Origin of the sequence: Citrobacter sp. HN-141 (assembly GCF_033341895.1) — a bacterium.
Classification (GTDB): Bacteria; Pseudomonadota; Gammaproteobacteria; order Enterobacterales; family Enterobacteriaceae; genus Citrobacter.
This window is the reverse complement of record NZ_JAWPBF010000009.1, coordinates 145,707-169,812: the sequence shown is the minus strand read 5'-3', so window position 1 is coordinate 169,812 and position 24,106 is coordinate 145,707. Positions and strand designations below refer to the sequence as shown.

Below are 24,106 nucleotides of genomic sequence, written 5' to 3'. Positions count from 1 at the left end.
CATTAATTGCCTGGATTCTAGAGTAGTAGATAGCCTTCATGGCGCAATAACCACTCTTTTCGCTGCACGCCACCCGCATATCCAGTCATTGTGCCATTCCGTCCAATCACGCGGTGGCATGGGACGACGATGCTGACAGGATTGGAACCATTAGCCGCGCCAACGGCTCTGGCGGCACCGGGGCGCCCCAGCTGTTCAGCCAGTTGTCCATAATGCATGACCTGCCCGCAGGGGATAGTACGCAACGCTTTCCAGACCTCGCGTTGGAAAGGGGTTCCCGCGGTTGCGGTTTCAAGCGTGTCTATAATGCTGAGATTTCCCGCAAAATACTCTGCCAGCTTATCGCTTAGCCCTCCGGGGTTTTTGGCAGCAATACGCTGATAACCCTCAGAACGATAATGAATATCCAGCAATTGCTCCATACGATCGCGATGTTGATCCCATTCAACCGCACGCAGGCGAAATTGCTCATCACAAATTACCCACAACGGGCCAAGGGGCGTTGCAATGGTGTCTTCAAGTAAGTTCAGCATCCGTTTCTCTCATTACAGGCGGGGTTACACATTATCATGTCAGTGATAGTTGCAGCTATACCCCCAAAAACGGATCTTAACTTGTGGAGGTAAAGGAATGTCGCATGGTGCGTTATTGGAAATAACCGTAAACCGTTGTCGGTATAATAGTGCGCGGTTATGATAATGACCGTCGCATAATCGCTGGAGGATGAAACATGAACCTTGATGATGCATCGCTGTTTCTTGACGCCATGGGGGATGTTCAACCACTGAAGGGATGCGCCGATGTTCACTGGCAGCCAACGCGTAATCTTCGCGCCCCGGCACGTATTGATACGCTGCAGCTGGATAACTTTCTCTCGACAGGTTTTCTGGATATCGTCCTGCTGAGCGTTCCGCTGGAATTTCGTCGCGAAGGGTTACAGCATGGCGTGACTGACAAGCTGCGAACCGGGAAATATCCGCAACAAGCAAGCCTTAATCTTGTGCGGCAGTCCGTTGAAACCTGCCGCCAGATGCTATTTAGCTTTATTTTACAGGCGCAGCAGGATGGGCTGCGCAATGTCCTGGTGATTCACGGCAAGGGGCGTGATGATAACTCCCATGCCAATATCATTCGTAGCTACGTCGCGCGTTGGTTAACGGAGTTTGATGATGTGCAGGCTTTCTGCACCGCACTGCCGCATCATGGCGGCAGCGGGGCATGTTATGTGGCGTTACGTAAAACGGCGCAGGCGAAACAGGAGAACTGGGAACGCCACGCTAAACGTAGTCGCTAACCACGGCAGTCATCAGGCAGCCAGCACTCTGTTTCTGCCTTCATTTTTGGCTTTATACAATGCGTCGTCCACGCGCTTAAATAACTCATCAATACTTTCATTGGTTTCGTGTCGCGCCACACCAATACTGACGGTAAAGCGGAGAAGGCCTGGGAGACTCACCTTGGCTACCGTCGCGCGTATGACTTCAGCGAGATTAAGGGCTGCATCTAAAGACGTTCGTGGTAAAAGCAGCACAAACTCTTCTCCCCCCCAACGAAAAACCAGATCGTCTTTTCTTGCACAGGATTCCAGGGTGCGTGCCAGCGCGCAAAGTACATCATCGCCTTTTAAATGCCCGAAAAGATCGTTAATGCTTTTAAACCGATCGGTATCGATTAGCAGTAAACTGTAATCCTGCGTTAACGATGTTGCGTGTGTCTGTTCTGACTCAGTTATCTGATAAAAATGCCGCCGGTTGAGTAACCCGGTTAACGCGTCATGCAAGGCGGCGCGTTCCAGTTCCAGTTCCAGACGTTTTTGCTCGGTAATATCGTGAACAATACACAGCATCAGCTTATTGCCGTAGATTTCGATAGGGCCGGCATAGGTTTGTACGTGACGGGTGCTTCCATCGGCAAGTCTGTGGACAAAATGTAAGGGCTTATGACCGCCAGGCAGATGCGCAATTTTATGCATTACCGGCAATATATGGCGCCCCAGCATATTGATTTCCCAGGTATGCTTCTGACACATCACGTCATGATCATAGCCATAGAAATTCAGGGCACTGAGGTTTGCATCCACAATCAATCCGTCGCGTGACGGATCGATAAGCAACATTGGTGCTGAGTTAGTCTGGAAAAAACGGGCATAGAATCCTTGTTTTTTCCGCTGATAGGTGGCAGATCGGCTGGCTTTCAGACCTTGCGCTGTCGGTGTTTCAATGCCTTCATAGAGGATAACATCACCTATATCCTGAAGCGTCCTGATGGACAAGCGACAGGCCAGCGCGATTTCCTCGTTTTCGCGGTAAACCGTGAGAATCTCCACAATGTCATGATGATTGCGCAAATCACTGAGATACATAGGTAAATCATTTTGTGCGTGCGTGGAGAATGTGCCTTTTCTGAGAGGGGGGAAACACGGGGCCTGCATCAGTTCCCGTGCAACGGTATTGGCGAACACCAGTTCTTCGGTATGTGGCGAAACGATCCAGACCGGAATGGTTAATAAATCCAGTGAATGCAGCTCGTTTATGCTCATCGATAATCCCGTTATCTTCATATGCTGTGTTGCCGGTTTATTGGCGAATTTTTTTAATTATGCAATCTCACAATGTTATTGATTGTCGGTGAGACAAGGGTTGTACCGTTGGTTTTACTTTTGTGGCGTTTTCAGTTTGTATCAATTCATAGATTTTATGTGCCGGCAGCGGTTTCGCATACAGGAAGCCTTGCAGCACACCGCAGCCCATCTGGGTTAACAGCGTTTCCTGCTCCTGGGTCTCTATCCCCTCCGCCACAACGCACATATTCATAGAGTGCGCTATGTCAATAATAGTAGACACGATTTTTGTATTTTTGCTGTTCTCACTAATATCTTTGACAAATATTCTGTCTATTTTTAATTCTCGCGCCGGAAGTGATTTCAGCATCAATATATTTGAATAACCGGTGCCAAAATCATCAATAGAAACGGTGATCCCCAAATCGGCAAACGCGTTCAGGACTTCCACGCTGCGTTTTAAATTTTTAAGTGCCGTACTTTCAGTCAGTTCCAGCGTGAGATGTGCTGGTGAAAGCTGATACTGCGCCAGGGCGTTGCAGACTATATCGACAATATCAGGTTGTTCAAACTGGGCGGGCGACAGATTAACGGCAAGGGTCCACTCCGTGTGGCCTTGTGACTTCCATTGATATAACTGGCGGCATGCCTGCTGGAGAATCCAGGTGCCGACAGGAATAATCAACCCCGTTTCTTCAAGTGCGGGCAGGAATTCAGCCGGCAGCAGAACGCCGCGTTCAGGATGATGCCAGCGTAACAACGCCTCAAAACCTGTCAGAGAGTGATCCCCGGCGGTGTATTTAGGTTGATACCATAATTCGAATTGATTCCGCTCAAGCGCTTGTGACAGTTCCTGCAAGAACGTTGGCGGCGTATCGGCGATGGCCTCCATCTCAGGGGTGTAAATCGCCCAGCCGTTTCTGCCCGCCTGTTTGACATGATACATCGCAGTATCGGCTTTTACTTTTAGCTCATGTAACGTTGAGCCGTGTTCGGGATAAAGACTGCTTCCCGCGCTTAACGAAACACGAATGGTATGTCCAAACAGTGTAAAAGGTTCTTTGACGGCGCTGGCAATGCGGGTCATCAGTACCGAAATTGCTTCCCGGTTGCTGTTTGGCACCAGCAGGATAAATTCATCGCCGCCCAGCCTCGCCAGCGTCATGGTGTCATCAAGACAGCTGTATACGCGTTGTGTGCTGGCGATAAGCAACTGATCGCCAATGTGATGGCCCCAGGTGTCGTTTACGATTTTGAATCGATCAAGGTCGATAAAGACCAGGGAGAAGTGTTGTTGATGCAGTTTGGAATGACGCAGGCAGGTCTGTAAGCAGGCGTCTATTTGCGTTCGATTGGCAAGGCCGGTCAGCGCATCGAAGTGGACCTGATGCTCAAGCTGGCAGTTCAGTTGATGCAGGTTATCGGCCAGTCTTGAGGTGCGTAGCTGAGAATCCACCATCGAAATAACCAGCATAATACCCAGAATCACCAGCGTGATGGCGCAGACCCAGATAGAGAGTTCCAGCGTGCTCAGTCCATCATGCGCAGTGTGCCCGAAATGAGTGAAGGTGGCCGCTCCCATCCCGGTGTAATGCATTGAGGCAATCGCCAGTGCCATTACCAGAGCGGCAATAAGTCGGTTTATTAATGCGCGTCGGGTATTTTGCCGCAAATGAAAAGCTAACCACAGGCCGATCCCTGACGCAATAATGGCAATGACCACGGAAAGTAAAATGAGTGAGAACTGCCAGCGGATAGCAACATGTTCAACGATAGCGACCATGCCAACGTAGTGCATGGCCACAACACCGGTGCTTAATAGGCTTGTTGCAACAATAAGCCGCCTGGTCGAAAGCGTTTGACCTGATATTGCAATATTGATGGCAAGCGTCGCGGAAATGAGTGCGATCAAAAAAGAAAATGCCGTGAGCGAAAAGTGATAATTAATCGGCATACTCATTTTCATGGCCAGCATGCCAATAAAATGCATCGACCAGATCCCCATCCCCAGCGTTGCACCGCCAGATAAACGCCAGAAAGTCGATTCCCGACGACTGGAGATCGCCACTTTCCCTGCGCTATCGAGGGCAATAAACGAAGCAATGAATGCGACAACAAAGGAAATCCCAATCAGTACAGGGTCCCATGACACGTGCAACATCTTACTACCCATCGATAAAAAACCGTGATGATAAATCTAGCAGATTCTGTCCAGTTAACCTGGTAAAACCCGGCGCGTTCTTATTTTCCTGTCAGCAGTATTAGTCTGAGCCGCTATAACGGTGGAATATGTGATGTTCGCTTATGAAAACATTCACCATATTTATGGTTTGGTGTATTTTTGTTCGTATTGTGCACTGGGTGACAATAGTCTGGCAACTGGCGTGAACACCAGCTTATGCAGGATAAACAACCAGACTAATGTAAACTGGTAGTGTGATAGTGTGCTTTAAGTGAAAAGGTGACATGCTCTCATTGAAAATGGAACTTTCGGTATCGCGGAATGGCAATCTGCATTGCAGGTGCTATAAAAAATAATACTCCGCGTTATTCTTTGGCTGGTGGGATTAAAATGTTAAATAACATAAGCGTCAGAACGTTTATTATTTTATTTCTGGTATGTACCGTAGTGGCCCTCAATGTCGTAGAGGTAATATTATCTGCAGGATTTGATGTCATTATTGGCACTGATGTAGTTTGTACTATTTCACTATTATATTTATGGTGGTATATGACAAAATATCTCGTCGTGCCGATTAATACGGTAAAAGAAAGCATTGAAGAGGTGACCGCAGGGAATCTGGCGATGAGTATTCCTGAGTTCGGTAATAACTGTGCAGGCAGACTTATTCCGGGAATTAACAGTCTGGCGAGTAATATTTCTACGTTAGTCAGTGAGATCAGAACCTCTTCGCGGACCGTGATGACGCTTTCCGAACAGCTCGCAGAGCGTAGCGCCGAATTGTCAGTAAAAACGGAACAGCAGTCTGGCGCGTTAATGCAAACAGCTGCAAATATGGATGAGATAGCGGTTAGTACGCGCAATAATGCCGATAATACGCAAATGGCGAGCACCCAGGCAAATATTGCGACACAATCGGCTCGCCAGGGGGGCGATTTAATGGTGCAGGTCGCAACCAATATGCGCTCGATCACCGACTGCGCTCAGCAGATGACTGAAATTATCGCGTTAATAGATGGTATTGCATTCCAGACGAATATTCTGGCATTGAATGCGGCGGTTGAGGCGGCGAACATGGCAAAGGTTTTTCTGTCGTTGCAGGTGAAGTGAGAATATTGGCACACCGTAGCGCAGAAGCGGCAAAAAGCATTAAACGGCTTATCGATGAAACGCATTACAATGTCCAGCAGGGTGCGGCGGTTGTACGTGAAGCCGAAAAGAACATGCAGGATATTGTGGGTGGTGCAGGGCAGCTAAATCAACTGATGGCGGAGATATTAACAACCACACGGGAACAGGAAAACGGGATCACCAGAATTACCCAGGTTCTGACCGAACTGGAAAACGTGACGCAAAGTAATGTCATCATGGTCGATGAGTTATCTGATTCGTCCGGCATCCTGAAAAGTCAGGTGAATGATCTTCTGTCACGTACACATAAATTTCGCTTAAGTAAAAATATGTCTGTCGAAACAACCACGATCTTGCATCGGGATCCCCCTGTTTCCGGACTACGTCAACGGGTTAAATACGGTTCTTCATTTTAAGATTCAACATCTGCTCGTCACAGCGCCGAACCCGTCGGCGCTTTTTATTTTCTTGAACACTTTTATGAATCATTTCAGCATAATGGGACAATGCGATATTGCTTAACATATACTGAAGACTAGACTAACGAAAAGTTTGAATGTTTATGGAGGCGCTGTGGAAGCCATTAAGGGAACCGAAGTTAATGTGCCGGATGCCGTGTTTGCCTGGCTGCTGGATGGTCGCGGTGGCGTGAAACCGCTGGAAGACAACGATGTTATCGACAGTGCGCATCCGTGCTGGCTGCATCTTAATTACACCCATTCTGATAGCGCGCAATGGCTGGCGACAACGCCTCTGCTTCCTAATAATGTGCGTGATGCGTTGGCGGGTGAAAGTACTCGCCCACGCGTAAGCCGGGTCGGGGAAGGGACGCTGATTACGTTACGCTGTATTAATGGCAGCACCGACGAACGCCCTGACCAACTTGTCGCCATGCGCTTATATATGGACGAACGCCTGATTGTCTCAACGCGTCAGCGTAAAGTGCTGGCACTGGATGATGTGGTGAGTGACTTGCAGGAAGGGACGGGACCGTCTGACTGTGGTAGCTGGCTTGTGGATGTTTGTGATGCCTTAACCGATCATGCCAGTGAGTTTATCGAACAATTGCATGACAAAATTATCGATCTCGAAGACAACCTGCTGGACCAGCAGATCCCGCCTCGCGGTTTTCTGGCATTACTGCGCAAACAACTGATAGTCATGCGGCGTTATATGGCCCCTCAGCGCGATGCTTATGCGCGCCTGGCGAGTGAACGTTTACCGTGGATGACTGACGATCACCGACGTCGGATGCAGGATATCGCCGACAGGTTGGGAAGAGGGCTGGATGAGATCGATGCGTGCATCGCCCGAACGGGCATTATGGCGGATGAAATTGCTCAGGTTATGCAGGAATCTCTGGCGCGAAGAACCTATACCATGTCGTTGATGGCAATGGTTTTTCTGCCCAGCACATTTTTAACCGGACTGTTTGGCGTCAATCTCGGGGGGATTCCCGGTGGCGGCTGGCAGTTTGGTTTTTCACTATTCTGTATTCTGTTAGTTGTCCTGATTGGTGGTGTTACTTTATGGTTGCATCGTAGTAAATGGTTGTAACAACTACGTTTTTTAGCGACTTTCGTGAGTGAAAACGGCGAAGTTTTTGAGCGAGGTCAATAAACCATCTACCTATTCGGGGCAATATCTCTCTCGCAGGTGAATGCAACGTCAAGCGATGGGCGTTGCGCTCCATATTGTCTTACTTCCTTTTTTGAATTACTGCATAGCACAATTGATTCGTACGACGCCGACTTAGATTAGTCGGCTTTTTTTTGCCTGCAGGAAACCAGCGTCTACCCTAAAAGGGTCAGTCTGACTCACTGGAGGGTAATATGACCTGCTTATTCGCCCCGTTGCCGTTGCAACGACCCCATTTCGATACTGTCCCCACCGACCCGGTTCCGATTCCCGATCCAATACCTCGTCCGCAACCTATGCCGGACCCGTCGCCGGATGAAGAGCCGATTAAATTGTCGCATCACGGGCGCAGATCTGCGAGGATACGCGCCTGCTGAATGTGAGTTTTTACCGCGAGATTAAATTGTGACCGCTTTTTCGACCCTGAATGTTTTGCCTGCCGCCCAACTCGAGAATCTTAATGAGCTGGGTTATCTTGAAATGACGCCTGTTCAGGCCGCTGCGTTGCCGGCAATCCTGGCAGGAAAAGATGTTCGCGTGCAGGCAAAAACCGGCAGTGGCAAAACGGCCGCGTTTGGTCTTGGCCTGTTACAGCACATAGATGCTGCACTGTTTCAGACTCAGTCGCTGGTACTGTGCCCAACACGCGAACTGGCTGACCAGGTCGCCGGGGAATTGCGTCGTCTGGCGCGTTTTCTGCCAAATACCAAAATTTTAACGCTGTGCGGTGGCCAGCCCTTTGGCGCTCAGCGTGATTCTCTGCAACATGCCCCACATATTATTGTTGCCACGCCGGGACGTTTACTCGACCACCTGCAAAAAGGCACCGTCTCCCTTGATGCGTTGAATACGCTGGTGATGGATGAAGCCGACCGGATGCTGGATATGGGATTTAGTGATGCCATTGATGACGTGATCCGTTTTGCGCCAGCGTCACGTCAGACATTGCTGTTTTCCGCAACCTGGCCGGAAGCGATTGCTGCGATCAGTGGTCGCGTACAGAATAATCCGATAACGATTGAGATTGATACAGTCGATGCGTTGCCAGCGATTGAACAACAATTCTTTGAAATCTCCTCACACGGCAAAATTCCGCTGTTGCAAAAATTGCTTAGTCAGCATCAGCCGGCATCATGTGTGGTTTTCTGTAACACCAAAAAAGATTGTCAGGCCGTTTGTGATGCACTGAACGCAGCAGGGCAAAGCGCATTATCGCTTCACGGCGATCTTGAGCAACGCGATCGGGACCAGACGCTGGTACGTTTTGCCAACGGCAGTGCTCGTGTGCTGGTTGCCACCGATGTGGCGGCGCGTGGCCTGGATATTAAATCGCTCGAGCTGGTGGTTAACTTTGAACTGGCATGGGATGCGGAAGTTCATGTACACCGTATTGGACGTACTGCCCGTGCGGGTAACAGTGGTCTGGCAATTAGCTTCTGTGCGCCGGAAGAAGCGCAACGTGCCAATATTCTGTCCGAGATGCTGCAACTGAAGCTGAACTGGCTACCCGCACCGGGTAATGGCTCAATTCTGCCGCTGGAGGCTGAGATGGCGACGCTGTGCATCGATGGCGGTAAAAAAGCGAAAATGCGGCCTGGTGATGTATTAGGGGCATTGACCGGAGATATTGGTCTGGACGGGGCAGATATCGGCAAGATTGCCGTGCATCCGGCGCATGTCTACGTGGCCGTTCGCCAGTCGGTGGCACATAAAGCGTGGAAGCAGCTGCAGAATGGTAAGATCAAAGGCAAGAACTGCCGGGTTCGTTTATTAAAATAAATGCCCGTAGGCGTGCCTGATGGCGCTCCGCTTATCAGGCCTACAGCGCTTGTGCACGTTGTAGGCCTGACAGAGGTTTACTTCACTTCCACCACGTTCAGACGCAACTCATCTAACTGGTTTTCATCTTCTTCCGGCTGCCAGCCTGCTGGTTGCAGTGGGATCTCTTCACGATCGAATGCCAGATCACCGCCATCTACCACTTCTGAACCGTGCTTGATGCCTTTAAAATCGAACAGATTAATATCGCTCAGGTGAGAAGGCACCACATTCTGCATCGCACTGAACATCGTTTCAATACGACCTGGATAGCGCTTGTCCCAGTCACGCAGCATATCCGCGATCACCTGACGCTGCAGGTTAGGCTGTGAACCACACAGGTTGCACGGAATAATCGGGAAGCCTTTCGCTTCAGAGAAACGCTCGATATCTTTTTCGCGGCAATAGGCCAGCGGACGGATCACAATATGCTTACCATCATCGCTCATCAGCTTCGGCGGCATACCTTTCATTTTTCCGCCGTAGAACATGTTTAAAAACAGCGTTTGCAGGATGTCGTCGCGATGGTGTCCCAGCGCAATTTTGGTGGCGCCTAATTTGGTTGCCGTACGGTACAAAATGCCGCGGCGCAGACGGGAACACAGAGAGCAGGTCGTTTTGCCTTCAGGGATTTTATCTTTGACGATCCCGTAGGTGTTTTCTTCGACAATTTTATACTCAACACCCAGTTGTTCCAGATACTCAGGCAGGATGTGCTCCGGGAAGCCCGGTTGTTTTTGATCCAGATTTACGGCGACCAAAGAGAAACTGATCGGGGCGCTTTGCTGCAAATTCCGCAGGATTTCCAGCATGGTGTAGCTATCTTTCCCACCGGAAAGACACACCATAATGCGATCGCCGTCTTCGATCATATTGAAATCGGCAATAGCTTCACCCACGTTACGACGCAGGCGTTTCTGTAATTTGTTCAGGTTGTATTGTTCTTTCTTTGTAACTTGTTGATTATCTTGCATTCTTACCATTCTCAAAAACCAAAAGGGGCATATAAGGGGCAAACTGCCATCACAGGGCGAGTTTGTTATTCAACATGGCAACCTGATCGCCACTCATTACTTCAATCCATGTACTGTAGACTTCGTACACCATTTGCGCGTTTTCATGCCCCATCTGATTAGCTATAAATGATGGGTTCGCTCCAGCCGATAACAGCCAGCAGGCAAAAGTATGCCGCGTATGGTACGGATTACGGCGACGAATACCAGCACGTTTTACCGCTGCGATTTATTTGATTCCGATACTACTCACAGAGTAGTAAGGTTTCTGCTCGCCTACACCCCAGGCATTGGGCCACAATTTGACAACGTTGAGCTCGTCCTTGCAAGCCATCGGCACCGCAGGTTTTTTTATGCCATCGCCATGGGCAGACCTATGGAAATGGCTAAAAGATCACTTCTTACAAAGGATGCGTAACTCTTTGCGGTTGAAACCACCTTCTTTCGATAAATCTTGATAACCGTTGGGGCAAACTTCATTGGCTTTTGAATAGCAAATATTCCATCCGGTAGCAGCCCCACATTGGATATCGTACTCACTTGAACCATCTGGGCGTTTAATTTCCTGGGATGTAGAACATGCAGCAAGAAGGCATACTCCCATGAACACTATTAGTAATTTCACTTATCGTCTCTCTTCATTGCCTGTCGGCATTTCCAAAGGTAAATTAATGGCACTCGACGCAACGCAAGACACGTTTTCCGCGAGTATCTCATCAATTAAAGCGCCACACAGGTGGCCATCAAAAGTTGACATCCGGAACAGGATTGTCGAGCTCAAGAATAATTGAAGTAAGGTATTGGGTATTGATGCTGATTATGTATTGCGTTACTTACTGCAAATCTAACAGATGGACAGAGGAACAACTTTGTGTATCCAGTGTTCGAAGTGGTATCAATAATGCGGGAACGGTCATGTTTGATGGCAGTTCGTCAATGTAATCATATCTGTAGGGTATCAGATACGCTGGGTTTATTGATTTATCAATTGCACCATATATCATCTGTTCGAAAAAATTCGATGATAAAGGCTGGCAATGAAAAAGTTGATGATGATTGTTTTACTCCTTTCTTCTGCTGCAACGGAAGCTAATGTTCAAAGAATTGCATGTAGTTTTGATGTAAATGGCTCTGGGCGTGAGTTAGTCGCAGAACGAAGTGAAGCGCAGGGAGAGCGGGGGTTGACTGTTAGAGGAGATGCTTTTACGCCTTCTGATACGGGGCAATGGATAAGAGATAGCCAAAAAGGAAGGGTTTATCTTGAAAACTGGAAAGACGATAAGGGTAACACTGCGCAACTGTACTCGAACTCAAACGATCAACTTGATAGCGGACTGGTTGTATACCATAAAGATGGCAGCGAAAGTCTTTACTCTTATCTGTGTTCATTTGTGGATTAATCATCTCGGTGCTACTAAATCAGAGCACTGATTTTTTACCTTCCGCACGCTATGCGTTACAGCAACCAGATAGCTTTATCTGCCGACATGGAACCATCAGCTATTTTTCCCTCCAGGTCAGGAATCGCGGGGTAAAAGAGGGAGAAACAAAAAGCCCGCAACGGTATGCGGGCCAGACAGCTTAGCGAACCACCAGAACTGAACACTCCGCGTGACGCACCACGGCTGCGGCGTTAGAGCCCAGCAGATAAGTGGTGATGTCCGGTCGGTGTGACGCAATAATGACCATATCTGCCGGTAATTTTTTCGCGATCTCCAGGATTTTATCTTTTGGCGCACCTTCAGCAACGTGAACATGCACTCTGTCCGTTGGGATATTGAACTTCTTGATAATCTCTTCCAGTTGAGATTTCGCTTCGGCTTTCAGATCGTCCATGGCCGGTAACTCTGCCGAGTAGGCCAGTCCCAAAGAAGCGTAATAGGGCAGTGACGGAATAACGGTCAGAAAATGCACCTGCGCATCGTCAATTTTTGCCTCTGCTTCAACATGGGCAATAACGCGTTGAGTTAATTCTGAGTCTGAAATATCGATGGGTACAAGAATCGTTCTGTTCATAAAACCTCCTGTTTAAGTATCCACGTAAAGCTTACCGCGTAATGGCACTTTATGTACAATGACAAAGATCACATTTTGGCATCACTTTATTTTGATTTCAGGAAATTTCCCTTTTATAACCCCATCATAAAATCGACCTTTAGAGACTACGCTCAGGAAATCTCGAAAAATACGCGCCGGGACATGTTGATATTGCAGCGTAGACAATTGATGAAAGCGAATTTCAAGTGTGCGAGAGGATTCGTCATAGCCGACGGATGCAATACGGGATGATTTAACGGGGTGATGATTCATTGCAGGTATCCTCTACTACAGGTGTTAATGCAAGATATCATCTATCAAAGGTGTGTTTTAACGCAACAGATATAACGTTTTGATCTGGATAAAACAAAATTGCTATTAATGAAAGGTCAGCCCGCTGTGGCCAGCGGGCTGACAGAGACAGATTAGAACTGGTAAACCATACCCAGTGCTACAACGTCATCGGTAGAGATGTCGTTCTGGGTGTAGAAGCTTTTATCTTCATCCAGCAGGTTGATTTTGTAATCAACATAGGTAGAGAAGTTTTTGTTGAAGTAGTAAGTAGCGCCTACGGATGCATATTTCACCAGATCCTGGTCGCCGTCAGATCCATTTACGCCCAGATCTTTACCTTTAGACATCAGGAAAGACACTTCCGGACGCAGGCCGAAGTCGAACTGGTACTGTGCAGTGACTTCGAAGTTCTGAGTTTTGTTGGCAACAGTATATTTGCTACCTTTTGAGCCGCCATATGGTGTCATATTACGGGTTTCAGAATACATGGTTGCCAGATAGATGTTGTTCGCGTCGTATTTCAGACCGGCAGTCCACGCATCCGCTTTGTCGCCGCCAGCAGTGGATTGATTTACCTGTTCGTTGGTACGATCGGAAGAGGTATATGCTGCACCGAAGCTTACGCCCATACCCAGATCGTAGGTAGAGGAGATACCGAAGCCGTCACCGTTGGAGTTCTTCACATTACGGTCACCACTATTATTGGTGCCTTCCTGCCCGTTTTGACTTTCGTTCGCGCCCTGATACTGCAGCGCAACGTTCAGACCGTCAACCAGACCGAAGAAGTCAGTGTTACGGTAGGTCGCTACGCCGTTAGCACGACCGGTCATGAAGTTATCAGCCTTGGTATAGGAGTCTCCACCGAATTCTGGCAGCATATCGGTCCAGCCTTCTACGTCGTACAGTACACCGTAGTTACGACCGTAGTCGAATGAACCGTAGTCGCCAACTTTAATACCGGCGAAGGCCAGACGAGTCCAGGAATCACCTTTATCGCCGCTTTCAGTACCGTTAGCCTGAACCTGATATTCCCACTGGCCATAACCGGTGATCATATCGTTAACCTGAGTTTCACCTTTGAAGCCCATACGCATATAAGTCTGATCGCCATCGCTGTTGGCGTCGTCGGAGAAGTAATGCAGGCCGTCTACTTTGCCATAGAGATCTAATTTGTTGCCGTCTTTATTATAAACTTCAGCAGCGTGAGCAGCGCCAGCAGCTAACAGTGCAGGAATTACGAGTGCCAATACTTTTCTGTTCATTGAAATAATCCTTTAGTTTTTTTATTAACCTGTGACTACCCGTGTAGGGAGTAAAAGCATGCTAAAGGAGAAGTTCCGTAAAGAGATAAATATGAATTGTTACGTCTTAAGTAAAACCTTAAATAAATAATTCCGCTGAAATGGTGATAATTATCATGAATGTTTTGTTGTGAACATATATAAAATAAAAATTATACAAGGGGATTTTATTGCGTTACTCTGCGCAGGTTATATGCCTTTATTGTCACGATTTAATTTATTTTCGTTGGTATGTTAGTAGGAATGCTCACTACCCAGCGAATAAATTGACAAGCCCGAACAATTGTTCGGGCTTTTTTTTGACTCCAGGTTAATACCTAACTGAGCGTATTAATCAGTACTGCTCTTTTCTGCTTTTCCTGCCAATTGCGCCAGGAAATCGTAGCGTTTTTGCAAGTCAGCCGTTGCGTCTTTCCACAGTTGCTCCGCAACCTCGGGTTGTTGCGCATTCAGACGACGGAATCGTTGCTCATTAAGCAATGTTTCAGCCAGCGCGTCTGACGGTGGACGAGAATCCAATGCCAGCGGTAATTTGCCTTCATCTGCACGACGCGGATCAAAGCGATACAATGGCCAGAACCCGGTTGCGGTGAGTTGACGCATCTGATCGTGACTCAACGCGAGATCGTAGCCATGTTCTTCGCAAGGGCTGTACGCAATAATCAGCGACGGGCCCGGATAAGACTCCGCTTCCTGAATTGCTTTCACCGTCTGGTTTAGCTGTGCGCCCAACGAGATCTGCGCCACGTATACATGGCCGTACATCATCATACTGACACCAAGATCTTTACGGGCCTTGCGTTTACCATGCTCGCCGAATTTAGTCACGGCACCGAGCGGTGTGGCTTTTGACGCTTGTCCGCCAGTGTTGGAGTAACACTGGGTATCCAGTACCAGAATGTTAACGTTCTCGGTCAGGCTTAAGACATGGTCCAGACCACCAAAGCCTATGTCATAGGCCCAGCCATCACCACCAATCAGCCAAATGGATTTCTCCACCAGCGCATCGGCGTCGGTCAGCAACTGCTGTGCGTCTTCGACACCCTGCAGATGCTGGCGCAACGCTGCAACTTGCTCACGACGGACTTCTGGTGTTGCCTCCGCGTGCAGGGCGTCATTCAGCTCAGCCGGGATTTTATCGGCAAACTGTTCCAGTAAACGCATGACGCGCACACGATGCTGATCTACCGTCAGACGGAAGCCCAAACCAAACTCGGCGTTATCTTCAAACAGTGAGTTCGCCCACGCCGGCCCACGGCCATTAGCATCGGTGGTATACGGCGTTGAGGGCAGGTTACCGCCATAAATTGATGAACAGCCAGTGGCGTTGGCGATCAACATACGATCGCCGTACAACTGCGTAAGGAGTTTGATATACGGCGTTTCACCGCAACCGGAACAGGCTCCGGAATATTCAAACAGCGGAGTGATTAACTGCGAGGTACGGATATCAATGCGTTCCAGCTTGCTGCGGTCGATCTCCGGCAGATTGAGGAAGAAGTCATAATTCACTTTTTCTTCTTCAACGTGTTCAAGGCGCGACATCATATTGATGGCCTTGATCTCAGGATTCTGGCGATCTTTCGCCGGGCAAACTTCGACGCACAGATTACAGCCGGTGCAATCTTCAGGTGCAACCTGCAGTACGTACTTCTGACCGCGCATATCGCGAGATTTCACATCCAGAGAATGCAGGCTGGCAGGAGCGTTTTCCATCGCTTCAGGTGAAACCACTTTGGCGCGGATTGCCGAGTGCGGGCAAGCGGCAACGCAGTGGTTACACTGGGTACACAGCTCTTCCTTCCAGATGGGGATCTCTTCGGCGATATTGCGTTTTTCCCAACGCGTGGTTCCCATCGGCCAGGTACCGTCTGGTGGTAACGCTGAAACGGGAAGGGCATCACCCAGACCGGCGAGCATCGCTGCTGTCACGGTTTTTACAAAATCAGGCGCGGCATCAGAAACGACCGGCGGACGGTTGGCGCTGTGCGGATCGACCGGTTGCAGTGCCACCTCGGCGACGGATTCACGTGCCAGCGCCAGCGCCTGCCAGTTACGTTCAACCAGATCCTGACCTTTGCTGCTATAGCTTTTGGCTATGGCGCCCTGCAATTCAGCCAGGGCGCTGTCACCGGGTAAGATTTGCGTCAGATGGAAGAACGCCATTTGCATGACGGTGTTAATACGTGCGGCCAGACCGCACTCACGTGCGATTTTGGCCGCATTAATCACATAGAAACGGGCTTTCTTCTGATTCAGAACCGCCTGAACTTCCTGCGGCAGGCGAGTCCAGACTTCATCCACGCTATACGGCGTATTGAGCAGGAAAATACCGCCAGGCTTCAGACGCTCGGCCATTTGATATTTATCGATAAACTGCAACTGATGGCAGCCGACAAAATCAGCCTGCGATACCAGATACGCCGAACGGATAGGCTTCTCACTGACGCGCAGATGAGAAACGGTCAGACCGCCTGCTTTTTTCGAATCATAGACGAAATAGCCCTGCGCGTACCACGGCGTGGAGTTACCGATAATCTTGATATTATTTTTGGTGGCCGATACGCTGCCGTCGCTGCCCAGACCATAGAACAGCGCTTCGAGCTTGGCGGTACCGGGCAGGGTGTTTTCTGGCAGAGGCAGCGACAAATTGGTGACGTCGTCATAAATACCGACCGTAAAACGCGATTTGGGCTTAGCGCTGCTCAGTTCATTAAATACCGCCATCACGCAGTCCGGGCCAAACTCTTTAGAAGAAAGCCCGTAACGCCCGCCAATGACGCGCGGTAATGTTTCCCGCTCGCCGCAGTTAAAGGCTTCTGCCAACGCGGTCATTACATCCAGATACAACGGTTCAGCCTGGGCGCCAGGCTCTTTGGTGCGATCCAGAACGGCAACGCTACGCGCCGTTTCTGGTAATGCCTGCAGTAAATGTCTGGCGGAGAAGGGGCGGAACAGCCGAACTTTCAGGACGCCAACTTTCTCTCCACGAGCAAGTAACTCTTCGACGACTTCTTCGCAGGTACCAATCGCGGAACCCATCAAGATAATGACACGCTCTGCCTGTGGATGACCGTAATACTCAAATGGCTGGTACTGACGACCCGTCGCCGTGGCGAAATCGTTCATCGCCTGTTCTACGTGATCGTAAACCGCGTTGTACCATGGGTTCGTCGCTTCGCGTGACTGGAAGTAAGTGTCCGGGTTGGCAGACGTCCCGCGAATAACCGGATGCTCTGGATTAAGCGCACGAGCCCGATGTGCATCAATTTCAGCTTGCGGCATCAGGCTGAGGATCGTGTCATCGGCCAGCGGCACAATTTTATTGATTTCATGCGATGTGCGGAAACCATCAAAGAAATGAATAAAAGGGACGCGGCTTTTCAGCGTGGCGATTTGTGAAATCAGCGCGAAATCCTGTGCTTCCTGGACGCTGCTGGCGCAGAGCATGGCGCAGCCTGTCTGGCGCACGGCCATTACGTCGGAATGGTCGCCGAAGATAGACAGCGCATGAGTAGCAATGGTACGCGCGGCAACGTGCAGCACAAATGGCGTCAACTGACCGGCCAGCTTGTACAGCGTTGGGATCATCAACAGCAGACCCTGCGATGAGGTAAACGACGTTGAGAGCGCACCGGTCTGCAATGCGCCGTGAACGGTCGCGATTGCGCCGCCTTCTGACTGCATTTCTACGACGCGAGGGGTATCTCCCCAGACGTTTTTAAGCCCGTTCCCGGCCCAGGCGTCTGCCTGTTCCGCCATCGTCGAGCTCGGCGTAATCGGGTAGATGGCGATAACCTCGCTGGTACGAAAGGCAACCGAAGCAACCGCACCATTACCGTCAATTGTTTGCATACTGACACCCTTACATTGCGCAAAAAGAGGGACACGCGTAACAGTAGCGAGTCCTGTAATTATTCTTTTATTTTAGCAAAAGGCTTTCAGGCACATTTTCGCTTTTGTGTCCCTGGAATAAACAGAATGAATGGTTTGATCAAAGGAGTAGCCAAAAAATTGCCAGAAAATGTAAACAGCACGCATAAATGCGCATTTTGCCTCTCGACGGCAGTGTTTCCGCTGCCTATTATTTATGGCTGTGTCGTTTGGTTAATATTCAGAGGGGAGTAAGATGCGCGCAGCGTTTTGGGTAGGGTGTGCCGCGTTATTATTATCGGCTTGCAGTAGTGAACCTGTTCAGCAGGCAACGGCCGCACACGTTGCACCGGGCATGAAGGCTGCAATGTCCAGTTCCGGAGAAGCCAACTGTGCCATGATTGGCGGTTCGCTATCCGTTGCTCGTCAACTGGATGGTTCTGCCATCGGGATGTGTGCATTACCCAACGGCAAACGCTGTAGCGAGCAGTCGCTTGCCGCCGGAAGCTGTGGGAATTATTGAGCCACTGCTTTTACTACATTAAATCCGCCAGTTTAAACGTCAACGTTTGTTCTGCCGTAGCCAGTGTTAACTGGTCAGCAGTCAGATCGACCTGTGCGCCTTGCTTAAACATCTCGCTGACGATGCCGTCGAGCGCGTTAAGCTGTGGATCGGCGCACATCATGCGCGTCATTGCCATGTCTTTCACTTTTAATTCACCGTCGGACAGCTTGCCCTGACCGTGGAACTGATTACACATTTTTCCCGACACCGTCATATTTTCACCGAAACTTAATTCAGGTGGGTTATTGGCGACGGTTACCGGCTTGCCATTGACGCTCTGTAAAACAAAACGGTGGTGCTGTAACTGTTCGCGATTGACGGAAATTTTTCCATTGCTCACACAGCCAGCCATAAGCATGCTGAGCGCAATCAGCGTGACAATTTTCTTCATTAACTTTCTCTACGTTCGTGACGGGATCACATTCATGATAATAATGATATCGCCAGATTTATCATCGGGGATTATCTGAAAGTGCTCCCCTGAGGGCAGGGGAGCGGAATGATTAGAAGAGGGCGTTCGGGCAGGTTTCGCCTTTGGCGATTTGAGCCAGATTCTGCAAGGTTGTTTCAGAAATGCTGGTCAACGCTTCGGCAGTCAGGAATGCCTGATGCCCGGTGAACAGGACGTTATGGCAGGCTGACAAACGACGGAACACATCATCCTGAATCACGTCATTGGACTTATCTTCAAAGAACAGGTCGCGTTCATTTTCATACACGTCCATACCCAGGGAACCGATCTTCTGGTTTTTCAGCGCGTCGATTGCTGCCTGAGAATCAATCAGTGCACCACGGCTGGTGTTGATGACCATCACGCCATTTTTCATTTGCTCAAAGGCTTCGTGATTGAGCAGATGATAATTTTCCGGTGTTAACGGGCAGTGCAGGGAAATAACATCCGACTCCGCAAACAGTGTTTTAAGATCGACATATTCAACCCCTAACTCAAGGGCAGCGGCGCTGGGATACGGATCAAACGCCAGCAGGCGCATACCAAACCCTTTCAGGATCCGCAGTGCAGCAATACCGATTTTACCTGTACCAATCACCCCGGCAGTTTTGCCGTACATGGTGAAACCCGTCAGACCTTCAAGTGAGAAATTGGCGTCGCGAGTACGCTGATAAGCACGATGGATACGGCGGTTCAGCGTCATCATCATACCGATTGCATGTTCGGCGACGGCTTCAGGTGAATAGGCAGGAACACGTACAACCTGCAAGCCCAACTCTTTCGCGGCGTCCAGATCGACGTTATTGAACCCGGCGCAGCGCAGCGCAATGTATTTCACACCGTGCTTTTTCAGCTCTTCCAGAACAGGGCGGCTGCCATCGTCATTCACGAAGATACACACGGCTTCGCAACCGTGGGCTGTTTTTGCCGTCTTTTCCGTCAACAGAAAGTCAAAAAATTCAAGTTCAAAACCAAAAGCCTCGTTAACCTGCTGCAGATACTTCTTGTCGTACTGTTTTGTACTATAGATGGCGAGTTTCATAAGACTTTCTCCAGTGATTTTGACGTCACATTAATCCAATTCAAATTATTTTACAAAATATAAAAAAATTATTGATAGTCAAAGACGTAATGAAAAATTCCAACGCATCTGTTGTTAGTGTGGGCAGGTTCTTTAATTTCAACAACTGATTTCACTCATGTCAGACTGCATGCGGCTTTTGGTTGTTTTTTTGCCCATGCAGGCGGAGTCAGGTACGGACATACGGTACGTCCCCACATTGCAGACGTAGCGTTTAAAAAAACTCATCGAGCATCAAATGAAACTGCACTTTGTTACTGTCTGGGTGGGAAATGCCATACGTTTGAAAAAGTCGTTGCTGTAAAGACCGTGAAAATTCCCCGAGACAACTCCAGAGGATCGCAAGGTCCTGGTAACGATCGGCAATGCCAACCCGACCAACGTCAATACAACCCATCACGCGGCCGTCAGCAAAAATAAGGTTATCAAGCGAGAAGTCGCCATGCGTCACAACGGGATCGGGTGGAAATGGCAAAAGGGTATGCATTGCATCCCAGACTTGTCCAGCAGACCAGTCATGACGTTCATCATCAAAATCATCGGTATCTACCAGACCGTTGACCATTCGTGTATGGGCTAATGAGAGACGAAACGGATAGTCGCTGTTAAAAGGGCAGTGGCTGACTGGAATGGCATGTAATCGACGCAGGAATACTGCCAGCGCATCAACAATATCGCCACGGTCATCAGGATAGTCTTCCAGCATCTGAAAAGCAGTTTTTCCACTGATTGCTGTTGTCAGAAGCCACGCTTCATCAGCCGTACGGCTAAAATGATTGATGGTGGGCAGAGGCATATAGGCCTGCAGCCAGTTGAGTCTGACCATTTCATCGGTGATATCATTAGCAACGGTGCCTTTGCCATGCTTCAGAAATAACTCTGGCGCGTCAGCCTTGCCATATAAGTGATAAATTGCCGCTCCGGACAGACCAACATGATTCCGCGCCCATTGATAACCTGTCAGCTCAGCGTCCAGCAGTGGGTTTAACGGCAGACTGGCGCATAGCGTTTCTCTTTGCGAATGATTCATACAACCCCTTTGTTTGGCAACAGACGCACAGCAGAGCATTCTAATCGCACTCACTGTAAACCCATCATTTTGCAATGTAAGGTATTGATTGACGCATCGCTGTCATAACAGTCCTGAACGGATGTAATTAATATCCATCCTATTGATTTATCAGTATCTTTGCGATTACTCTGCGTTCTGTAAAAACGACATATCTTGCGGGAGCATCTATTCTTAATGTGGGCATGTTTAGTTAAACATGCCACAATACAGGCCTAAACCGGCTTAAATTTTCGCTAAATCAGGATATTAACTACCCATGAAGGGTAAATATAAAGCCGTTCTGGCACTCCTCTTATTATTGATTCTCATGCCGCTGACGCTGCTGATGACACTCGGTTTGTGGGTGCCTACGCTGGTGGGTGTCTGGTTACCGGTAGGCACGCGTATCGCGCTTGATGAGAGCCCACGGCTGACCCGACACGGACTGTATATCCCGGAACTTCGTTATCTGGTCGATGATTGCCCGTTAGCACGTATTACTCAGGCCGAACTGTCGCACCCGAGTCGTTGGTTGTTGAACGTCAAGACGATTGAAGTGGATTCTGCTTGCCTGGCCAAACTGCCTCAGACGCAACCCTCACCCGTCGCGCCTAAAACGTTGGCGGAATGGCAATCGATGCTGCCCAATACCTGGATTAACATCGATAACGTTATTCTCTCTCCATGGCAGGAGTGGCAGGGCAAACTGTCACTTTCGTTAACATCGTCTATTCAGCAGCTTCGCTACCAGGGGGAAAAGGTTAAATTCCAGGGGCGCCTGCATGGACAAAATCTGACGGTAAATGAACTGGACGTTGCGGCATTTGAAGGGCAACCGCCGGTAAAACTGGTTGGGGAATTTACGATGCCGCTGGTTCCTGACGGACTGCCTGTGAGCGGGCATGCGGTTGCAACGCTCAGTTTACCGCAGGAACCCACGCTGGTGGATGCGGAGCTGGAATGGCAAGAAAATAGCGGACAACTGATCGTGATGGCACGGGATGCGGCCGATCCGCTTCTCGATCTGCCATGGGAAATAACGCGTCAGCAACTGACTATCAGTGACGGTCGCTGGAACTGGCCTTATCAGGGGTTCCCGTTAAGCGGGCGTCTGGGGGTGAAAGTCGAAAACTGGCAGGCCGGCCTGGAAAATGCCGTGGTGAGTGGGCGTCTGAATATTCTGACGCAAGGTGAAGCCGGCAAAGGGAATGCGGTGTTAACCCTGGGGCCCGGCAAGCTCAACATGGATAACAGCGAAATGCCGCTGCAGTTGACCGGTGAAGCCAAACAAGGCGATCTGATTTTCTACGCCATGTTACCTGCAAGGCTCACCGGCAGCCTGAACGATCCGCAATTGGCGTTTGAACCTGGAGCATTGCTGCGTTCGCGTGGCCGAGTCATCGACTCACTTGATATTGACGAAATTCGCTGGCCATTGGCTGGCGTTAAAGTGACACAGCGCGGTGTGGATGGGCGGCTACAGGCCATTTTACGCGCGCATGAGAACCAGATGGGGGGCTTTGAGTTACACCTTGATGGTCTGGCAAATGATTTTCTTCCTGATGCCGGTCGTTGGCAGTGGCGGTATTGGGGCAAAGGCAGTTTTACACCGATGCATGCGCGTTGGGATGTCGCGGGCAAAGGGGAGTGGCATGACAACACCCTGAGACTTTTCGACCTCTCGACCGGATTTGATCATCTGCAATACGGCACCATGAAGGTGGAAAACCCGCGTCTGGTGATGGATGCGCCGATCGTGTGGGTCCGAGATGCCGAAAAACCGACGTTTAGCGGTGCGCTTTCGCTCGATGCCGGAAATACGCTCTTTAGTGGGGGCAGCGTCTTACCCCCTTCAACGCTGAAGTTCAGCGTCGAAGGGACCGATCCGACGATTTTCCAGTTTAAAGGTCAACTTCATGCCGGGGCAATGGGTCCGGTACAGTTGAATGGACGCTGGGATGGGGTCCGCCTGCGTGGCCAGGCCTGGTGGCCAAAACAATCACTCAGCGTTTTCCAGCCATTGGTACCACCGGACTGGAAAATGAATCTGCGCGAAGGTGAACTGTATGCGCAGGTGGCATTCTCTGCCGCGCCGGAGCAGGGCTTTGAGGCGGGGGGGCACGGCGTACTGAAAGGGGGCAGTGCCTGGATGCCTGATAACCAAATTAACGGTGTCGATTTTGTGCTGCCGTTTCGTTTTAGTGAAGGCGCATGGCAACTGGGTACGCGGGGGCCGGTGTCATTACGTATTGCAGAAGTTGTGAATCAGGTTGCTGCGACAAACATCACCGCCGATCTGCAGGGCGGATATCCCTGGAGTGAGGACAATCCGCTACTGTTAAGCGATGTCAGCGCCGAACTGCTGGGTGGCAAAGTGGTTATGCAACAACTGCGTATGCCGCAGCACGATCCGGCATTGTTACGGGTGCAGAATATCTCCTCCAGCGAACTCATCAGTGCGGTAAATCCGAAGCAGTTTGCGATGTCGGGTCCGGTCAGCGGTGCGTTGCCGTTATGGCTGAATAATGAAAAGTGGATTATCAACGACGGATGGTTGACCAACCCTGGACCAATGACGTTACGTATTGATAAAGACACCGCGGATGCCGTTGTCAAAGACAACATGGCAGCCGGTGCGGCGATCAACTGGTTACGCTATATGGAAATAACGCATTCCTGGACGAAAATAAATCTGGATAACCTGGGTGTTTTAACTATGCAGTCAAGCGTCACGGGTAATAGCCGGGTGGATGGCAAAGTGGGTACCGTTAATTTGAATTACACCCATGAGGAAAACGTATTTACGTTATGGCGCAGTTTGCGTTTTGGTGACAATTTACAGGCATGGCTTGAGCAAAATGCGGCGCTGCCAGAAACCCATTGCCCGGAAGGCAAGGAATGTGAGGAACAACAATGAAAATGATAGCTGCCATGCTGGGCCTGTTTGCGTCATCTCTGCTGGCGGGGTGTACCCCCAGAATCGAAGTGGCTGCGCCTAAAGAGCCCATCACTATCAATATGAACGTCAAAATCGAGCACGAGATCCATATCAAAGTGGATAAAGACGTCGAGAGTTTACTGAAATCGCGCAGCGATCTGTTCTGAGGTCAC

At 49.6% G+C, this 24,106-nt stretch carries 18 protein-coding genes and 3 pseudogenes; 9 read left to right on the top strand and 12 right to left on the bottom strand.

What is annotated here, in order from left to right; translation table 11 throughout:
- Positions 1 to 17: 17 nt before the first annotated feature.
- The gene (gene ogt, locus RYZ59_RS13105; protein ID WP_121584698.1) at positions 18 to 533 is read right to left on the bottom strand and encodes a methylated-DNA--[protein]-cysteine S-methyltransferase; all 516 of its coding nucleotides are present in this window, start codon (positions 531 to 533) and stop codon (positions 18 to 20) included.
- 197 nt (positions 534 to 730) lie between these two features.
- Here ogt and smrA point away from each other — a divergent pair, with 197 nt between their 5' ends.
- Complete coding sequence (gene smrA / locus RYZ59_RS13100) at positions 731 to 1,294, top strand: DNA endonuclease SmrA (RefSeq protein WP_318048365.1); 564 nt, start codon at positions 731 to 733, stop codon at positions 1,292 to 1,294.
- A 12-nt stretch (positions 1,295 to 1,306) separates the two neighbouring features.
- On the opposite strand, the gene RYZ59_RS13095 is transcribed toward smrA, so the two are convergent.
- The gene (locus tag RYZ59_RS13095; protein ID WP_318048364.1) at positions 1,307 to 2,539 is read right to left on the bottom strand and encodes a sensor domain-containing diguanylate cyclase; all 1,233 of its coding nucleotides are present in this window, start codon (positions 2,537 to 2,539) and stop codon (positions 1,307 to 1,309) included.
- A 67-nt stretch (positions 2,540 to 2,606) separates the two neighbouring features.
- Positions 2,607 to 4,721 (bottom strand): putative bifunctional diguanylate cyclase/phosphodiesterase, encoded by a 2,115-nt coding sequence (locus tag RYZ59_RS13090; protein WP_318048361.1) that lies wholly within the window; start codon positions 4,719 to 4,721, stop codon positions 2,607 to 2,609.
- A gap of 411 nt (positions 4,722 to 5,132) precedes the next feature.
- Between RYZ59_RS13090 and RYZ59_RS13085 the strand changes: the two are divergent.
- From RYZ59_RS13085 to dbpA, 4 genes and pseudogenes are all read left to right on the top strand, one after another.
- A pseudogene (locus tag RYZ59_RS13085) lies at positions 5,133 to 6,289 on the top strand (methyl-accepting chemotaxis protein).
- 157 nt (positions 6,290 to 6,446) lie between these two features.
- Positions 6,447 to 7,430: a zinc transporter ZntB gene (zntB, locus tag RYZ59_RS13080; RefSeq protein ID WP_005126644.1), complete on the top strand. Its 984-nt coding sequence runs from the start codon at positions 6,447 to 6,449 to the stop codon at positions 7,428 to 7,430.
- Between the two features lie 329 nt (positions 7,431 to 7,759).
- A pseudogene (locus RYZ59_RS13075) lies at positions 7,760 to 7,888 on the top strand (hypothetical protein); the annotation flags it as partial.
- A gap of 28 nt (positions 7,889 to 7,916) precedes the next feature.
- Positions 7,917 to 9,290 carry an ATP-dependent RNA helicase DbpA gene (dbpA, locus tag RYZ59_RS13070; RefSeq protein WP_318048355.1) on the top strand — a complete coding sequence of 458 codons (1,374 nt, stop codon included), beginning with the start codon at positions 7,917 to 7,919 and terminating at the stop codon, positions 9,288 to 9,290.
- Between the two features lie 77 nt (positions 9,291 to 9,367).
- Here dbpA and ttcA read toward each other — a convergent pair whose 3' ends face one another.
- The gene (gene ttcA / locus RYZ59_RS13065; RefSeq protein WP_318048352.1) at positions 9,368 to 10,303 is read right to left on the bottom strand and encodes a tRNA 2-thiocytidine(32) synthetase TtcA; all 936 of its coding nucleotides are present in this window, start codon (positions 10,301 to 10,303) and stop codon (positions 9,368 to 9,370) included.
- 49 nt (positions 10,304 to 10,352) lie between these two features.
- A pseudogene (locus RYZ59_RS13060) lies at positions 10,353 to 10,619 on the bottom strand (tyrosine-type recombinase/integrase); the annotation flags it as partial.
- A 760-nt stretch (positions 10,620 to 11,379) separates the two neighbouring features.
- On the opposite strand from RYZ59_RS13060, the gene RYZ59_RS13055 reads away from it, so the two are divergent.
- Positions 11,380 to 11,742 carry a hypothetical protein gene (locus RYZ59_RS13055; RefSeq protein WP_318048349.1) on the top strand — a complete coding sequence of 121 codons (363 nt, stop codon included), beginning with the start codon at positions 11,380 to 11,382 and terminating at the stop codon, positions 11,740 to 11,742.
- 181 nt (positions 11,743 to 11,923) lie between these two features.
- On the opposite strand, the gene uspF is transcribed toward RYZ59_RS13055, so the two are convergent.
- The 4 genes from uspF to nifJ form a co-directional block, all read right to left on the bottom strand.
- Complete coding sequence (gene uspF / locus RYZ59_RS13050) at positions 11,924 to 12,358, bottom strand: universal stress protein UspF (protein WP_003833207.1); 435 nt, start codon at positions 12,356 to 12,358, stop codon at positions 11,924 to 11,926.
- 81 nt (positions 12,359 to 12,439) lie between these two features.
- On the bottom strand, positions 12,440 to 12,652 hold the full coding sequence (locus RYZ59_RS13045) for a KTSC domain-containing protein (RefSeq protein ID WP_016153189.1): 213 nt from the start codon (positions 12,650 to 12,652) through the stop codon (positions 12,440 to 12,442).
- A 152-nt stretch (positions 12,653 to 12,804) separates the two neighbouring features.
- The gene (gene ompC, locus RYZ59_RS13040; protein WP_137363851.1) at positions 12,805 to 13,935 is read right to left on the bottom strand and encodes a porin OmpC; all 1,131 of its coding nucleotides are present in this window, start codon (positions 13,933 to 13,935) and stop codon (positions 12,805 to 12,807) included.
- A 369-nt stretch (positions 13,936 to 14,304) separates the two neighbouring features.
- Positions 14,305 to 17,829, bottom strand: coding sequence for a pyruvate:ferredoxin (flavodoxin) oxidoreductase (nifJ, locus tag RYZ59_RS13035; RefSeq protein ID WP_318048343.1), 3,525 nt, complete (start codon positions 17,827 to 17,829; stop codon positions 14,305 to 14,307).
- 274 nt (positions 17,830 to 18,103) lie between these two features.
- Here nifJ and RYZ59_RS13030 point away from each other — a divergent pair, with 274 nt between their 5' ends.
- The gene (locus RYZ59_RS13030; RefSeq protein WP_003020360.1) at positions 18,104 to 18,370 is read left to right on the top strand and encodes a DUF333 domain-containing protein; all 267 of its coding nucleotides are present in this window, start codon (positions 18,104 to 18,106) and stop codon (positions 18,368 to 18,370) included.
- A 13-nt stretch (positions 18,371 to 18,383) separates the two neighbouring features.
- Here the strand turns inward: RYZ59_RS13030 and hslJ are convergent, their stop codons facing one another.
- The 3 genes from hslJ to RYZ59_RS13015 form a co-directional block, all read right to left on the bottom strand.
- On the bottom strand, positions 18,384 to 18,803 hold the full coding sequence (gene hslJ, locus RYZ59_RS13025; protein WP_048211553.1) for a heat shock protein HslJ: 420 nt from the start codon (positions 18,801 to 18,803) through the stop codon (positions 18,384 to 18,386).
- 112 nt (positions 18,804 to 18,915) lie between these two features.
- Complete coding sequence (locus RYZ59_RS13020) at positions 18,916 to 19,905, bottom strand: 2-hydroxyacid dehydrogenase (RefSeq protein WP_137381769.1); 990 nt, start codon at positions 19,903 to 19,905, stop codon at positions 18,916 to 18,918.
- A gap of 253 nt (positions 19,906 to 20,158) precedes the next feature.
- Positions 20,159 to 20,974, bottom strand: a complete 816-nt coding sequence (locus RYZ59_RS13015; RefSeq protein ID WP_318048337.1) for an APH(3')-I family aminoglycoside O-phosphotransferase — start codon at positions 20,972 to 20,974, stop codon at positions 20,159 to 20,161.
- Between the two features lie 298 nt (positions 20,975 to 21,272).
- Between RYZ59_RS13015 and RYZ59_RS13010 the strand changes: the two genes are divergently transcribed.
- Positions 21,273 to 23,912, top strand: a complete 2,640-nt coding sequence (locus tag RYZ59_RS13010; protein ID WP_318048335.1) for a YdbH family protein — start codon at positions 21,273 to 21,275, stop codon at positions 23,910 to 23,912.
- Positions 23,909 to 24,100: a YnbE family lipoprotein gene (locus tag RYZ59_RS13005; protein ID WP_318048333.1), complete on the top strand. Its 192-nt coding sequence runs from the start codon at positions 23,909 to 23,911 to the stop codon at positions 24,098 to 24,100. The genes RYZ59_RS13010 and RYZ59_RS13005 overlap by 4 nt, the downstream gene beginning before the upstream one ends.
- Positions 24,101 to 24,106 lie beyond the last annotated feature (6 nt).

Coding starts and splice junctions, on each gene's coding strand:
- ogt (WP_121584698.1), bottom strand. CDS start 533: ATGCTGAACTTACTTGAAGACACCATTGCAACGCCCCTTGGCCCGTTG.
- smrA (WP_318048365.1), top strand. CDS start 731: ATGAACCTTGATGATGCATCGCTGTTTCTTGACGCCATGGGGGATGTT.
- RYZ59_RS13095 (WP_318048364.1), bottom strand. CDS start 2,539: ATGAGCATAAACGAGCTGCATTCACTGGATTTATTAACCATTCCGGTC.
- RYZ59_RS13090 (WP_318048361.1), bottom strand. CDS start 4,721: ATGTTGCACGTGTCATGGGACCCTGTACTGATTGGGATTTCCTTTGTT.
- ttcA (WP_318048352.1), bottom strand. CDS start 10,303: ATGCAAGATAATCAACAAGTTACAAAGAAAGAACAATACAACCTGAAC.
- RYZ59_RS13055 (WP_318048349.1), top strand. CDS start 11,380: ATGAAAAAGTTGATGATGATTGTTTTACTCCTTTCTTCTGCTGCAACG.
- uspF (WP_003833207.1), bottom strand. CDS start 12,358: ATGAACAGAACGATTCTTGTACCCATCGATATTTCAGACTCAGAATTA.
- RYZ59_RS13045 (WP_016153189.1), bottom strand. CDS start 12,652: ATGAATCATCACCCCGTTAAATCATCCCGTATTGCATCCGTCGGCTAT.
- ompC (WP_137363851.1), bottom strand. CDS start 13,935: ATGAACAGAAAAGTATTGGCACTCGTAATTCCTGCACTGTTAGCTGCT.
- nifJ (WP_318048343.1), bottom strand. CDS start 17,829: ATGCAAACAATTGACGGTAATGGTGCGGTTGCTTCGGTTGCCTTTCGT.
- RYZ59_RS13030 (WP_003020360.1), top strand. CDS start 18,104: ATGCGCGCAGCGTTTTGGGTAGGGTGTGCCGCGTTATTATTATCGGCT.
- hslJ (WP_048211553.1), bottom strand. CDS start 18,803: ATGAAGAAAATTGTCACGCTGATTGCGCTCAGCATGCTTATGGCTGGC.
- RYZ59_RS13020 (WP_137381769.1), bottom strand. CDS start 19,905: ATGAAACTCGCCATCTATAGTACAAAACAGTACGACAAGAAGTATCTG.
- RYZ59_RS13015 (WP_318048337.1), bottom strand. CDS start 20,974: ATGAATCATTCGCAAAGAGAAACGCTATGCGCCAGTCTGCCGTTAAAC.
- RYZ59_RS13010 (WP_318048335.1), top strand. CDS start 21,273: ATGAAGGGTAAATATAAAGCCGTTCTGGCACTCCTCTTATTATTGATT.
- RYZ59_RS13005 (WP_318048333.1), top strand. CDS start 23,909: ATGAAAATGATAGCTGCCATGCTGGGCCTGTTTGCGTCATCTCTGCTG.